The following is a 13,328-nucleotide window of genomic DNA, read 5'->3' as shown; positions in this document are numbered from 1 at the left end:
GCTCAGCGCCGCCGGTGGTGCGGGCAATCACAACCAGGGCGGTGGCCGCCCCAGTCTTCGCCGCGCAGGTCGTAGGCGTAGCCTTCGCGCCAGCCATAACCGTAGCCGTATCCATAAGGCGGCTGCGGCGGGTCATATCGCCCGGCCCCGCCGTGATACGGAGGCGGCTCGGCGTACCGTTCATAGGCAGGTCCGCCATAGCCGTAGCCTGAGCCGTCCTCGTGCCCATAGGCATAAGGGTATGGGGCGCCGCCCACCCGCGCCTCGGCCCGCGCATAGGCTCCGCCGGCATAGGCTTCCGCCTGGGCATAGGCGCCGCCCGTGCCGCCGATCCGGTCCTGATAGGCGTAACGTCGCCCATAGAAGCGATAGGCGTCCGAGACATAGCCGCCGTGGAGCCGGCCATAGGCGCCGTAGCCGTCGTAATCGCGGTCCCGGACCACCCGACCGTAGCCGTCGCGGGCGTAGGCGTCGCCCCGGGCGTACCCGCCCTCGGGTCCGGCGTAGGCCTCGGCGCGCGCCTCGGCCACGACTTCAGGGCGCGGCAGGGGATGACGCCGCGGAGCCTCATGGCGCGGCTCCCAGCGCGGGCCGGAGTAGGGAACCTGCGCCAGGGCCGGGGCGGCGGCTGTCGTCAGAAGCGCGGCGATGAAAGCGGTGCGGACCATGATGACCTCCAGCCGGCCAACCTGATCCCAAGGGTTAACGCCCGCCAGCGCCTTCACCCCTGAGGGGAGAGCTTGACCACAGGCGCTAGAAATCGACGGCGATGCCCTTCTTTTCCCAATCGCCGTAGCGCGTGGGCTCTGGGCCCCTGGGGCCGCCAGGTTCGGTGGCCTGACTTGCTTGCGCGTCGGCGGCGGCTCGACGTTCGGCTGCCTCGGCCAGGGCGCGTTGGGCGGCGGGGCTGAGCGTCTTTGCTGGCGGGTGATCCACGGCGCCGCTTGCGGCGTCTTGGCTCTTGAGGGGGTCGGTCATGCTCACCAAATATAGGCGTAGTCAGTCGGGAAAAAGAGATGGGCCTCAATCAACTTCGCACCTTCATGCTGCTGGCGGCGCTGACGGCGCTGTTCATCGGCGTCGGCTATCTGATCGGCGGCCAGACCGGCATGCTGCTGGCGCTGGGCTTCGCCGTCGTCACCAACCTGATCAGTTACTGGAACGCCGACAAGATCGTGCTGTCCATGTACCGGGCCAAGATCGTCGACGAGTCGCATCCCGACCCCCGCGTCCGCGCCTATGTCCAGGACGTCAAGGCCATGGCGCAGAAGGCAGGCATGCCCCTGCCCAAGATCACCCTGATGGAGAACGGCCAGCCCAACGCTTTCGCCACGGGCCGCGACCCTGAACATGCCGCCGTGGCGGCCACCTCCAGCCTGCTGGAGATGCTGGACCGCGACGAGGTGCGCGCCGTCATGGGGCACGAGCTGGCCCATGTGAAGAACCGCGACACCCTGACCATGACGGTCACCGCCACGGTGGCCGGCGCCATATCGGCCCTGGCCAACTTCGGCCTGTTCTTCGGCGGAGGGGATCGCGATCGGCCCGGCGGCGTCTTCGCCGTCATCCTTGTGGCTCTGCTGGCCCCCATGGCGGCGGCCCTGGTGCAGATGGCCATCAGCCGCGGCCGCGAATACGCCGCCGACCGCACGGGGGCGGAAATCTCGGGCGACCCGCGCGCCCTGGCTTCGGCCCTGGAGAAGATCGAGGCCTACGCCAAGCGCGGCGCCTACAACGTCCAGGCCGAGCGCAATCCGGCCACCGCCCACATGTTCATCATCAATCCGCTCGCGGGGAAGGGGGCGGACAACCTGTTCTCGACCCACCCGGCCACGGCCAACCGCGTTCGCGCGCTCAACGAGATGTCCCAGGGCCTGCCGGCTCGTCCGCGCATGCACTATGAGACAGCGGTTCCGGCGACGCCGTCGCATCAGCCCGGCCCCTGGGGCTGATCAAGACCTGGCGGTTCTGTCCGATCCCGGGACAGGCCGCCCGGCCCGGCCCTTGCAGGATCAGGGTGCTGGTCGGATAACCGCCGTCCTCTGATCTGGAAGCCCATGAACGCCGACGCCCTTGTTCCCCAGCTGTCCCGGCCCGAGGTCCAGGCCTTCGCCGCCGGCTTTCCCATCACCCTGCTCCATGCCGGGGTGACGCTGGCGTTGCTGGCCTTCGGCGCGGTTCTTTATGCGGTGCTGACCCCCTGGAAGGAGATCGGTCAGATCCGCGAGGGCAACGCCGCCGCCTCGGTCGCCTTCGGCGGCGTCATCGTCGGCCTGGCCATTCCTCTGGCGGTCTCGCTGGGCCAGTCGGCGTCCCTGATCGAGATCGGCGTCTGGGGCCTGGCCACCATACTGATGCAGCTTCTGGCCTTCCGCATCACCGACGTCGTCCTGATGGGCCTGCCCCAGCGGGTGCAGGAGGGCGAGGTGTCGGCTGCAGTGCTTCTGGTTTCGGCCAAGCTGGCGACCGCCCTGGTGCTGGCTGCGGCCGTCACCGGCTAGACCGAAATCGGTTGAGTCAGATGCCTTTCAACGAAACTCAGATTTCGGTCCAGTGTTTTAGCGAGAGTCTGATTCACGGCGTCGGTGGAATCGCGAACGCGATTACACCTCAACCGATCAGGCTCTAGGCCGTGCTGCGCCTGCCCGACTGGATGGTCTACAGCGCCGCCCTGGCCGCCCTGGCCGTGGCGGGCGTGTCCCGTCGCGAACGCGCGGACGCACCGCCGCCGCCGCCGCCGCCGAGTCTTGAGGAAAACCTGCTGCTCGCTCCGGCCGAGCCGTTCAATCCCGGCGAACTGGTCGAGGCGCGCGGCCTGCCGGTGCAGGCCCAGAGCGGCACTGCCTTCGCTGTAGGCGGCGAGGGGATCTGGCTGACGGCCCGCCACGTGGTCGAGGGTTGCCGCCGCCCGGCCCTGAAGATCGCCGGGGACCGCGCCGTGGCCGCCCGACCGCGTCTGTCGCGCCGCTCGGACGTGGCCGTGTTGCGCACGGAGGGTGGCCCCACGCCCATTCCCGTGGCTCTGAACCAGCGGCTTGAGCCGGGCTTGCGCGGCTTCCATCCCGGCTTCCCCCAGGGCGGCGCGGGCGAGGCGACGTCGCGTCTGCTCGGCCCCGGCGAGCTGCGCCGCCACGGCCGCGGCCAGGCTGCCCAGCCGGTCTGGATCTGGGCCGAGGTGGGCCGTACCGATGGGCTCAAGGGCGAACTGTCGGGCCTGTCGGGCGCGCCGGTGCTGGACGAGCGCGGCCAGGCCGTCGGCGTCACCTTAGCGGAGGGACCGCGCCGGGGGCGCATCTACACGACCCGGCCGGCCGACATGCGCGCGGCCCTGGGGCGCAGCTTTTCGCGTCCCGACGCCGTGGGCGCGGCTATTTCAGTCAGCAACTATGGGCTCGAGGCGGACGCTCTGCGGCGCGACCTGCGCGTCGCCCAGGTGATCTGCCTGGACGACGCGGCGGCCTGATCTACCTCAGTGTGGCCGAGTCCAGGTTCAGCTCGGACAGCGGGATCACCTCGACATTGGGGTGCGCCGCCCGCAGCTGCTCCAGGAACTGACTGGCGTCGCCGACCACCACGATGCTGGCCCGGCCCACCGGCAGGCGCTGCGCGAAGGCGGCCTGAACCTCCTCCGGGGTCACCGCCCTGACCCGACCGGCATAGGCGGCCAGCTCGCTCATGGGCAGGTCGTAGAGCGCCAGATTGGCCACCAGTCCGCCAAGGCCGTCCACCGTCTCCAACGAGCGGCCGAAGCCGCCCGTCATGACGGCGCGGCGCGGGGCCAGTTCGGCCTCGGTGATGGGCTGCTGGCCCATCTTGCCGATCTCCTGCAGCATCAGCTCGACCACCTCGTCGGCGGCGTCGTTGCGGGTCTGGGTCGAGGCGGTGAACACCCCCTCGTCCTGGCGTGAACCGATGGACGTGCCCGCGCCGTAGGACAGGCCGCGGCGAATGCGCACTTCCTGGTTCAGGCGCGAGGAATAGCCGCCGCCCAGCAGGGTATTGCCCAGGGACAGGGCGAAGTAGTCAGGATCGGTGCGGCGGATGCTGCGCATGGCCGTGATCACCGCAGCCTGGCCCGCGCCGGGCATGTCGACCACGATGATCCGGGGCGACTGCTCCGGTCCGGAGGGGTCGGCCGCCGCCGGCGCCGCGCCGGCCGGATCCCGCCAGCCGCCGAAGGCCTGCTCGGCAAGGCGCCGGGCCGTGGCTTCGTCGATGTCGCCCGAGAAGGTCAGGACCGCTTCGGACGGGCGGAAGTGCGCCGCGTGATAGGCGGTGACGTCCTCTCGCGTGATGGCCGGCACGCTGTTCAGCGTTCCCGAGGCCGGCTGGCCATAAGGGGCCCCGCCATAGATCACCCGCGCGGTCGCCTGGCTGGCGACTGAACCAGGCTGGCTGAGCGCGAGGCGCAGCCCGTCCATAGTCTGGGAGCGCAGCCGCTCAAGCTCTTCGGCTTCGAACGCCGGACGCTGCGCCAGGTCCGCCATCAGGTTCAGCACCTGGGGGAAGACGTTCGAGGGCGCGTTGCCGCTGATGGTGGTGAAGTCCACGCCTGAGCCGGCGCTCACCGAGGCGCCGAGGCGCTCGATCTCGGTTGCGATCTCAGGAGCGCTGCGGCCCCCGGCGCCCTGGGACAGCAGGGCGGCGGTCAGGGAGGCCACGCCGGGCTTGCCCAGCGGGTCGTCCGAGGCGCCGGCGTCAAAGCTCAGCTGGGCCGAGACCAGCGGCAGTCCCCGACGGGGCGCCACCAGCACGCGCAGGCCATTGTCCAGGCGGAAGTCGGCGACGGTGGGCGTGGCCGGCTCGACGGCTGGGCCGGGCGCCGGAATGGGCTCGCGCTCGCCCTCCGCGGCCAGGGTGGTCGGCTCCCCCAGAGCCTCCAGCGCCGTCAGGCTGGCCAGGGTGACCGGCGCGTCGACGTTCTTGTTCTGGATGGTTTCCGGGTTCTGCTCATCAGAAGCCAAATACCGCAGCACCTGCATGCGGTTCTCGGTCAGGTAGCGGCGGGCGACGCGCTGGATGTCCGCGGCCGTGACCGCCTGGATCTGGCCTATCTCGCGGTCGGCGGCGGCGGGATCGCCGGTCATCGTCAAGGCGTAGCCGAACGCGAAGGCGCGCTGATCGACCGTCTCGCGTTCGCGCAGGGCGTTGGCGATGAGCTCGTTCTTGGCCTCGTCCAGCTCGGCAGCCGTGACCGGCTCGTCGCGGAAGCGGGCCACCTCGGCGCGCAGGGCGGCCAGGCCTTCGTCGATGGTGTGGCCCTCGGCCATGATGGCGTAGGCGGATAGGTTGCCGGCCTGCTGGGCGAAGTCTGGGATGGAGCTGGTCTGGGCGGCGATCTCCTGATTGTAGACCAGCGAGCGATAGAGGCGGCTGCTTTCGCCCGTGGACAGGATGCCGTCCAGCACGGTCAGGGCGGCGCGGTCAGGGTGGCCCCACGGCACGGTCTGCCAGGCGATCAGCACCGCCGGCAGCGGCACGTTCGGCGCGTAGAAGGTCTGGTCGCTGGAGGTGGTCAGCTCGGGCTCGGACACGTCGTTGGCCGGGATCGGCGTGGACGGGTTCTGGATGTCGCCGAAGTATTGGTTGATCCAGGCGTCCAGCTGGGCCTGATCGAAGTTGCCGGCCACCACGATGAAGGCGTTGTCCGGCCGATAGTAGGTGGCGTGGAAGCGCCGCACGTCCTCGACCGTGGCGGCGTTCAGCTCTTCGAGTGAGCCGATGCCCGGACGGCGATAGGGATGCTCGCGATAGATGGTCTGCGGGAGGAACAGGCCGAACAGCCGCCCGTACGGGCTGGCGATGTAGCGCTGGCGGTATTCCTCCTTCACCACGTCACGCTCGGAGGTGAGGATGTCCTGATCGACGACCAGCGAGCGCAGGCGGTCAGCCTCAGCCCACAGGATGCGCTGCAGGTGGTTGGCCGGAACGACTTCGTAATAGGCGGTGAAGTCGTCATAGGTGGTGGCGTTGTTGAAGCCGCCCACATCCTCGGTCAGCCGGTCGAAGGTCTCGGGCGGCATGTTGCGCGTCGCCTTGAACAGCATGTGCTCGAACAGGTGCGCGAAGCCCGAACGGCCGGCCGGGTCGTCCTTGGCCCCGACCCGGTACCAGACATTGACCGTCACGTTGGAGGTGGAGGTGTCACGCGCCGTGTAGACTTCCATGCCGTTGGGCAGCACGCGGCGCTGGAAGCCCAGGGGCGCGGGCTCCAGGGCGGCGGGCGCCTGATTCTGCGCGGCCGTGGACGCGTCTAGAGCCAGAGCTGGGTAGGGTTGGGCCAGCATCAGGCCCGCCGCGAGGGCGGCCGGAGCGCTGGCGGCCAGCAGGCGGCGGATCAGAGAGTGACGCATCATTGGGCTCCGGCTTGGGCGGGGACAGGGTCCGCCGCCATGAGGTTCAGTTCGGACAGGGGCACGACCTCCACATTGGGGAAGCGCGCCCGAAGAGGTTCGAGGAAATGACGGGCGTCGCCGACAATGACGAGGCTGATCGTCTCCTCGTTCAGCACGCGGGCGGCCGTGGCCGCCACCTGCTCCGGGGTCACCGCGCCGACGAGGCGTGGATAGTCGGTGACCGCCTCGGGCGGGGCTCCCGCGGCGATGGCGGCGGCCAGCTGGCCAGCCAGTCCGGCGCCGGTCTGGGTCGACAGCACGAAGTTGCCAACGACGAATGTCTTGCGCCGCTCCAGCATGTCGGCATCGGGCAGCGTGCCCGCCAGGTCCGTCATCTGCCCCAGCATGATCTCGGCCACCTGGGGCACGGCGTCGTTCCGCGTCTGAGCCGAGGCGACCAGGGTCCCTTCGCCTTCCCGCGCCGCCAAGCCTGAATAGGCGCCATAGCTGAGGCCGCGTAAGGCGCGGATTTCCTGGAACAGGCGGCCCTGCTGGCCGCCGCCCAGGACGGCGCTGGCGACCTGCATCGGATAGTAGGCCTGGTCATCGCGGGGCATGGCGCGCGCCGCCGCATACACCGCGGCCTGACCGGCGTTAGGCATGTCCACCACCACGACGCGCGGCTGGGCCGGCGCGGCCCCGTCAGGATCGCTTATCTCCGGCACGTAGCCGGCAGGGACCGGCCAGGCGCTGAAGGCTTGCTCGGCTAGGCGCAGGGCCTCGGCCTCTTCCATGTCGCCCGACAGGATCAGGGTGGCGTTGTCCGGCTGCCACCACCGATCATGGTGTTCGATGACGTCGTCGCGGCTGATGGCCGCCAGGGTCTCGGCCGTGCCCGAGGCGGGCGACCCGTAGGGCGCGTCGCCGTACACGACGCGGTTCAGAACGCGGCTGGCGATGGAGCCCGGCTGGCGCATGGCGATGGCCAGGGCGTCGGTGCGCTCGCGCCGTTCGCGGGCCAGTTCCTCCTCGGGGAAGACGGGCTCCAGCGCCGCGGCCGCCATGATGCCGAGGATTTCCGGGAAGCGACTGGTGGGCGCGCCGCCGGTGAGGAAGGCGCCGTCCGCCCCCGATCCCGCGTTCAGGTAGCCGCCGGCGGCCTCGATACGGCGCGCGATATCCTGGGCGCTCAAGTCCCCGGCCCCTTTAAGGGTCATGGCGGTGGAGACGTCGGCGAGGCCGGCCAGCTGGGCGGGCTCGGTGGCCGAGCCCGCGCCGACCACAAGGCTGGCGCTCATCAGAGGGAGGCCCTCGCGATAAACGGTGACGACGCGCAGGCCGTTGGACAGCTGATGCACCCCGATCTCGGGCGGCTGGCCCGCGCGCAGCTCGGTCGGCGCGGGCGGAGCCACGCGCTCGCCCTCCGGCGCCAGCTCCAGGCGGGGCCGAGTGGAGGGCGGCAGGTCGAGGCCGTAGCGCTCGACGGAGGGCGCAGGCGTAAAGCCCTCCTGACCATCGCCCTGGTCGCGGTAGAGGATCGAGACGCGGCGGCTGTCGTCCAGCCAGGTGCGGGCGACGCGTTGCACATCCTCGGCGGTGACGCGGCGCAGCTCATCCAGACGGCGGTCGGCGAAGGCCGGATCGCCCGCCTCCATAACGGCGTTGCCCAGCGCGAAGGCGCGGCCCTGGGCGGTTTCGCGGCTGTAGAGCGCGGCTGAAATCAGTTCGGTTCGCGCCTCTTCAAGCTCGGCGGCGCTGACCGGCTCTTCGCGCAGCCGGGCGATCTCGCGCGCCAAGGTCTCCCGCACCTGTTCGGGCGTGGCGCCGTCGGCCAGGATCACATAGGGGGCCCAGAAGCCGCCGTCCTCCATGCGGGAATCATAGGTGTTCGCCGATGTCGCCAGGGCCGCCTGCTCGAAGAAGGCGGCGCGGAAGCGCGAAGAGTCGCCGCGGGTCAGAATGGCGTCGAGGATGTCCAGCGCCGCCCCGTCGGAGCTGTTCACAGGCGGCGCCGGATAGGAGAAGGCCACCGCAGGGCGGGGCACGTTCGGGGCCAGGGCCTCCACCTCACGCGGGGCGGTGCGCTCGGGCTCCTCAGCGGTGAAGCGCGGGATCGGCCGGTCCGGACGCTGGATGCCGGCGAAGTGCCGGTCGATCAGCGTATCGAGTTCGGCTTGGTCGAAATCGCCCGAGACGATCAGGACCGCGTTGTCCGGCCGGTAATAGGCGTCGTGGAAGGCCAGGGCGTCTTCCAGCGTGGCGTCGTCCAGCTCCTCGATCGAGCCGATGCTGGGCCGGTGGTATGGAAGGGTCGAAAAGCTGTGGCGCGGCAGCACGAAGCGGAACAGCCGCCCATAGGGATCGGCCAGGACGCGCTGGCGCAGCTCTTCCTTGACGATGTCCCGCTCGGCGTTGAACACCTCCTCGTTGACCACGAGGCGATCCATGCGCTCGGCGTGGAACCACAGGGTCCGCTCCAGATAGTTGGAGGGCACCGTCTCGAAGTAGTTGGTCCAGTCCGGCGAGGTGGAGGCGTTCCGCTGGCCGCCCATGTCCTCGACCATCCAGGCGATCTGGGCGCGGGGGATGTTGCGCGTCACCCGCGACAGCACGTGCTCGAACAGGTGGGCGAAGCCGGCGCGCCCCTGGGGGTCGTCCTTGGCGCCGACATTGTACCACATCTGCACGGCCACCACGGGCTGGGAGCGGTCCTGCAGGCTGTAGACCTGAAGCCCGTTGGCGAGCGTCCGATGGCGATAGGCCAGGGGCGGCGCCTGGTCCGCCGCCGCCGCCGGAGCGCCATGCTGGTGCTGGTGCTCATCGCTGGCGGCGCCCACGGCCGGAAAGGCGGCGGCGCCTCCAGCCAGGGCGGCGCTCAGGGCGAGGGCGGAGACGAACGCGGGCAGGCGGCGAAGTGCGACAGGCATGGACGATCCCCGGGACATCAAGTGTGCCGGCGGACCCTATCAGGCGCCCGCGAAGGACTGAAACTTACAGACCTGTAACAAAGCGACGCTTCTTTCGTCCGATCTTGCGATCAAGAAACGGTCAGGCGTGCGCCGGTTCGTCGGTCTTGCGCTTGTCCATCATGCGTTCAAACTCGGACCAGACGCCCTGTTCGCCATGCCATGAGCCGCGTGTGGCCGCCTTGGAGTACTCGGTGGCGCGCGCTTCGAAGAAGTTGGCGTGCTCCACGCCCGAGATCAGGCTCTGCAGCCAGGGCAGGGGATTCTCCTTGACGCCGTACACTTCCGGCAGGTGCAGCTGGCGCAGGCGCCAGTCGGCGATGAATCGGATGTAGGACTTGATATCCTCGGGCGTCATGCCTTTGACCGGCCCCATCTCGAACGCCAGGTCAATGAAGCGATCCTCCATGGCCACTACCGTCTTGCAGCAGTCAACGATGTCGTCGGCCACCGCTTGCGTGACCGCGCCCGTCTCCTTGTTGAAGGCGTGGTAGAGCTTGATGATGCCCTCGCAGTGCAGGCTCTCGTCGCGCACCGACCAGCTGACGATCTGGCCCATGCCCTTCATGCGGTTGAAGCGCGGGAAGTTCATCAGCATGGCGAAGCTGGCGAACAGCTGCAGGCCTTCGGCAAAGCCGCCGAACATGGCCAGGGTCCGGCACACGTCGGCAGGCGTATCGACGCCGAACTGGCCCATATAGTCGTGCTTGGCCCGAAGGGCGTCGTATTCCATGAAGGCCCCAAACTCGGCCTCGGGCATGCCGATGGTCTCAAGCAGCAGGGCGTAGGCGGCGATGTGGACCGTCTCCATGTTGGCGAAGGCGGCCAGCATCATCTTCACCTCGGTCGGTTTGAAGACCCGGCCGTAGCGCTCCATGTAGTTGTCCTGCACCTCGATGTCCGCCTGGGTGAAGAAGCGAAAGATCTGGGTCAGCAGGTTGCGCTCGGCGTCGGACAGGTTGGCCGCCCAGTCCTTGCAGTCCTCGCCCAGCGGCACCTCCTCGGGCATCCAGTGGACCTGCTGCTGCTTCTTCCACATCTCGAAGGCCCACGGATAGCGGAACGGCTTGTAGGCCGCCGAGGGCGTCAGCAGCCCCGGCGTGGACGACAGGTTGAAGGACGGAACATGCGCATTCATGGTGGTCACCCCGCTCAGCGACTCTCACCTAACACCAGAGGCAAGAAATCAACCAGTGGGGTTATACGCCGCAGCTGTTCACAAAATGTTGGGGTTGGGGATTAAGCCATGACGGCACCCTTCCAGGTCTATGGCTCGCCTGGCTACGGCTCGACCATCGTCGAGGCGGCCTTGGAGCTTCTGAACCTCCCTTACGTCTCGATCGACGCCAACCCTGAGGGCTCAGACGAGGAGCGCGCGCGCCTGGCCGCCGTCAGCCCGATGAAGCAGGTTCCCGTGCTGGTGACGCCCGACGGCCAGGTCATGACCGAGAGCGCCGCCATCCTGATCTGGCTGGGCGACCGCTTTCCTGAGGCCGGCCTTGCGCCAGGCCCAGAGGCGCCTGAGCGCGCCGAATACCTGCGCTGGATGGTGTTCATCCCGGCGGCCATCTACGCCATGTACTGGGCCAGGGACGTCCCCTCGCGCCTTGTTGGCGAGGACGAGGCGGCGCAGGCCCGCCTGCTGGACCGCACGGCCCAGCGCATCAAGGACTGCTGGTCCGTCATGGAGAGTCAGGTCGAACCCGCGCCCTGGATTCTGGGCGAGCGCATGAGCCTGGTGGATATCTATGTGGCCGTGGTCAGCCGCTGGACGCCGCGCCGCGTCTGGTTCGAACAGGCGTGCCCCAAACTGAACGCCGTGGTTGAGCGCATCGACGCCCTGCCTCAGCTGGTCGGGTTCTGGCCGCGCCGCTTCCCCTTCACGCCTGGCTGGAAGGGCTGAAGATCATCTTTAGGCTTGCTTGACGGCCCTTGATTTGCAGCGCGCCGCCCGCCGCCGCCTGATCGCCCCGCACACCAGCGGGGAAATCGCCGTGAGACCCATCCGTCCAGCCGCCGTCGCCGCAGCCGCGCTCGCCGCGGCCGGCGTGGCCCCCGCCGTCGCCGCCCAGCAGGCGCCCTCCCCCATCGAGGTCTTCCCGCCGGAGGCCTTCGCCGCCTTTAATCCCTCCACCGCGCTGGACATGGTCAACCGGGTGCCCGGTTTTGACTTCCAGGGCGGCGAGGCGGTGCGCGGCCTTGGCGGTTCGGCGGGCAATGTGCTGATCGACGGGCGCCGCCCGGCCAGCAAGGCCGAAACCCTGGGCGATGTTCTGGGCCGCGTCCCCGCCGCCGATGTCGAGCGCATCGAACTGATCCGCGGCGGGGCGGGCGGCGTCGACATGCAGGGCTATGCCGTCATCGCCAATGTGGTCAGGCGCGGCATCGCCTCGGTCCACGGCCAAAGCAGCATCGCCATCGTCCTGTTTCCCGAGGACACCACCACCTGGAACCTCAACCACGATGTGACGCGGCGGGAACGGGACCAGACCCTGGAAATCTCGGTGGCGCTAAACAACACCCTGTCCTCGCAGGGCAACGCCGACGGGCGGCGCATCCGCATCGGCTCATCGCCCTACGACGCCGAGATGACGGGCGCGGCCATGCGGTACAACGCCAATCTGCGCGCGGCCTACGCAACGCCCTGGCTGGGCGGCGACCTGCGCCTGCGCGGCTCGGCCGCCTACACCGTCCCCAATACGTCCGAGATCATCGCCTACGGCCCCGGCGCCGCCGATGTGCTGGAGACCGAGGCCCCCCGCCTGACGACTGAAGCCGGGGCCGACTTCAGCCGCGCCTTCGGCCCCCGCGAGGCCAGCCTGACCCTTCTGGCGCGGCGCGAGGCGGGCGAGACGCGCTCGACCTCGCGCACGGCGTCGGGCGAGGCGGATTTCACCACGGATTCCGAATATATCGAGACCGCCGCGCGCCTGAAGCTGATCGAACAGCGCGGCCCCGCCTGGGGCTTCGACTATGGCGCGGAGGCGGCCGTCAACCGCCTCGACAGCCAGACCCTCTACAGCCTGAACGGGGCGGCCCAGACCGTGCCCAACGCCAATGTGGTGGTCCAGGAAATCCGCGGCGAGGTCTTCGCGGGCCTACGCTGGACCGGGTCGGCCGTAGGCGTCGAGGCGGCCCTGCACGCCGAGGCTTCGCGGCTGGAGGAGGACGGCGATGTCGATCTGACCAAGACGTTCTTCTATCTCAAACCGCGCGGCGTGCTGACCTGGCGGCCGTCGCCGCTGGACGTGCTGACCCTGTCGCTGGAGCGCCGCGTCGGGCAGCTGGACTTCAACGATTTCGCCGCCTCGGCCTCCTTCACGACGGGTACGGTGGACGCGGGCAACGCTGATCTTCAGCCCGATCGCAGGTGGCAAGCCGAACTGGTCTGGCGCCGCCGCTTCTGGGACCAAGGCGCCCTCGTGCTCACCGCCCGGCATGAGGCCATCGAGGACGTCCTGGACCGCGTGCCCGTCGGCGCCTTCGACGCGGTCGGCAATATCGGCGACGGCAGCCGCAGCACCGGCCGCATCGACCTGACCCTGCCGCTAGACCGGCTGGGCCTGGCCGGATCGCAGTTCCGGGCCGAGGCGACATGGCGGGATTCGAGCGTCCGAGACCCCATCACCGGGCAGCAGCGCATGATCTCGGGCGACATCCCCCGGGAAGTCTCGCTGTTCTTCAGCCAGGAGCTCGCCTTTTTGAACGCGCGCTGGGGCCTCGACCTCACGGCGGCCTCTGAGTCCACCGCCTACCGCGTGTTCGAGCGCCGCCGCACCGAAACGGGCGCCTCGGTCGGGCTGACCTACGAACAGCGGTTCGCCGGAGACTATGTACTCTACGCCTATATCGCCAACCTGCTGGACGACAGCTTCGTGCGCGACCGCACCATCTATCAGGGCCGCCGCGAGATCAGTCCCGTCGCCTACCGCGAACTACGCGACGCGGCCCTGCCGCCTTGGGCCTACATCCGCCTGCGCAAGAGGTTCTGACTCAGCGGAGGCCGGAACCGCCCCGCCGCCTCGCC

Annotated in this window: 10 protein-coding genes; 5 read left to right on the top strand and 5 right to left on the bottom strand. The window is 69.3% G+C overall.

Annotated elements, in window-relative coordinates:
• Positions 1–2 precede the first annotated feature (2 nt).
• Positions 3–668 (bottom strand): hypothetical protein, encoded by a 666-nt coding sequence (locus tag Q0812_RS11390; RefSeq protein WP_302110461.1) that lies wholly within the window; start codon positions 666–668, stop codon positions 3–5.
• An 85-nt stretch (positions 669–753) separates the two neighbouring features.
• Positions 754–978, bottom strand: a complete 225-nt coding sequence (locus Q0812_RS11385; RefSeq protein ID WP_302110460.1) for a DUF1674 domain-containing protein — start codon at positions 976–978, stop codon at positions 754–756.
• A 38-nt stretch (positions 979–1,016) separates the two neighbouring features.
• On the opposite strand from Q0812_RS11385, the gene htpX reads away from it, so the two are divergent.
• The 3 genes from htpX to Q0812_RS11370 all read left to right on the top strand — a co-directional run bounded on the left by htpX (position 1,017) and on the right by Q0812_RS11370 (position 3,463).
• Complete coding sequence (gene htpX, locus Q0812_RS11380; RefSeq protein ID WP_302110459.1) at positions 1,017–1,952, top strand: zinc metalloprotease HtpX; 936 nt, start codon at positions 1,017–1,019, stop codon at positions 1,950–1,952.
• 105 nt (positions 1,953–2,057) lie between these two features.
• Complete coding sequence (locus Q0812_RS11375; RefSeq protein WP_302110458.1) at positions 2,058–2,501, top strand: DUF350 domain-containing protein; 444 nt, start codon at positions 2,058–2,060, stop codon at positions 2,499–2,501.
• Positions 2,502–2,632: 131 nt separating this feature from the next.
• Positions 2,633–3,463, top strand: coding sequence for a S1 family peptidase (locus Q0812_RS11370; RefSeq protein ID WP_341923617.1), 831 nt, complete (start codon positions 2,633–2,635; stop codon positions 3,461–3,463).
• A 1-nt stretch (position 3,464) separates the two neighbouring features.
• Here the strand turns inward: Q0812_RS11370 and Q0812_RS11365 are convergent, their stop codons facing one another.
• The 3 genes from Q0812_RS11365 to Q0812_RS11355 all read right to left on the bottom strand — a co-directional run bounded on the left by Q0812_RS11365 (position 3,465) and on the right by Q0812_RS11355 (position 10,439).
• Complete coding sequence (locus Q0812_RS11365) at positions 3,465–6,353, bottom strand: M16 family metallopeptidase (RefSeq protein ID WP_302110457.1); 2,889 nt, start codon at positions 6,351–6,353, stop codon at positions 3,465–3,467.
• The gene (locus Q0812_RS11360; RefSeq protein WP_302110456.1) at positions 6,353–9,262 is read right to left on the bottom strand and encodes a M16 family metallopeptidase; all 2,910 of its coding nucleotides are present in this window, start codon (positions 9,260–9,262) and stop codon (positions 6,353–6,355) included. The genes Q0812_RS11365 and Q0812_RS11360 overlap by 1 nt, the downstream gene beginning before the upstream one ends.
• A 121-nt stretch (positions 9,263–9,383) precedes the next feature.
• A complete protein-coding gene (locus tag Q0812_RS11355; protein ID WP_302110455.1) occupies positions 9,384–10,439 on the bottom strand; it encodes a ribonucleotide-diphosphate reductase subunit beta in 1,056 nt (351 codons plus the stop codon).
• A 108-nt stretch (positions 10,440–10,547) separates the two neighbouring features.
• Here Q0812_RS11355 and Q0812_RS11350 point away from each other — a divergent pair, with 108 nt between their 5' ends.
• Both Q0812_RS11350 and Q0812_RS11345 read left to right on the top strand, forming a co-directional pair.
• Positions 10,548–11,204, top strand: coding sequence for a glutathione S-transferase family protein (locus Q0812_RS11350; RefSeq protein ID WP_302110454.1), 657 nt, complete (start codon positions 10,548–10,550; stop codon positions 11,202–11,204).
• Positions 11,205–11,223: 19 nt separating this feature from the next.
• Complete coding sequence (locus Q0812_RS11345) at positions 11,224–13,293, top strand: TonB-dependent receptor plug domain-containing protein (RefSeq protein WP_302110453.1); 2,070 nt, start codon at positions 11,224–11,226, stop codon at positions 13,291–13,293.
• Positions 13,294–13,328 lie beyond the last annotated feature (35 nt).

This window comes from Peiella sedimenti (genome assembly GCF_030504955.1).
Taxonomy (GTDB): domain Bacteria; phylum Pseudomonadota; class Alphaproteobacteria; order Caulobacterales; family Caulobacteraceae; genus Brevundimonas; species Brevundimonas sedimenti.
Note: the sequence above shows the minus strand (reverse complement) of the source record. Positions and strands in the feature narration are given on the sequence as shown.

Excerpts from the sequence above, each read along its gene's own strand:
- Q0812_RS11355 (WP_302110455.1), bottom strand. The coding sequence starts at position 10,439 with ATGAATGCGCATGTTCCGTCCTTCAACCTGTCGTCCACGCCGGGGCTG.
- Q0812_RS11375 (WP_302110458.1), top strand. The coding sequence starts at position 2,058 with ATGAACGCCGACGCCCTTGTTCCCCAGCTGTCCCGGCCCGAGGTCCAG.
- htpX (WP_302110459.1), top strand. The coding sequence starts at position 1,017 with ATGGGCCTCAATCAACTTCGCACCTTCATGCTGCTGGCGGCGCTGACG.
- Q0812_RS11360 (WP_302110456.1), bottom strand. The coding sequence starts at position 9,262 with ATGCCTGTCGCACTTCGCCGCCTGCCCGCGTTCGTCTCCGCCCTCGCC.
- Q0812_RS11385 (WP_302110460.1), bottom strand. The coding sequence starts at position 978 with ATGACCGACCCCCTCAAGAGCCAAGACGCCGCAAGCGGCGCCGTGGAT.
- Q0812_RS11350 (WP_302110454.1), top strand. The coding sequence starts at position 10,548 with ATGACGGCACCCTTCCAGGTCTATGGCTCGCCTGGCTACGGCTCGACC.
- Q0812_RS11390 (WP_302110461.1), bottom strand. The coding sequence starts at position 668 with ATGGTCCGCACCGCTTTCATCGCCGCGCTTCTGACGACAGCCGCCGCC.
- Q0812_RS11365 (WP_302110457.1), bottom strand. The coding sequence starts at position 6,353 with ATGCGTCACTCTCTGATCCGCCGCCTGCTGGCCGCCAGCGCTCCGGCC.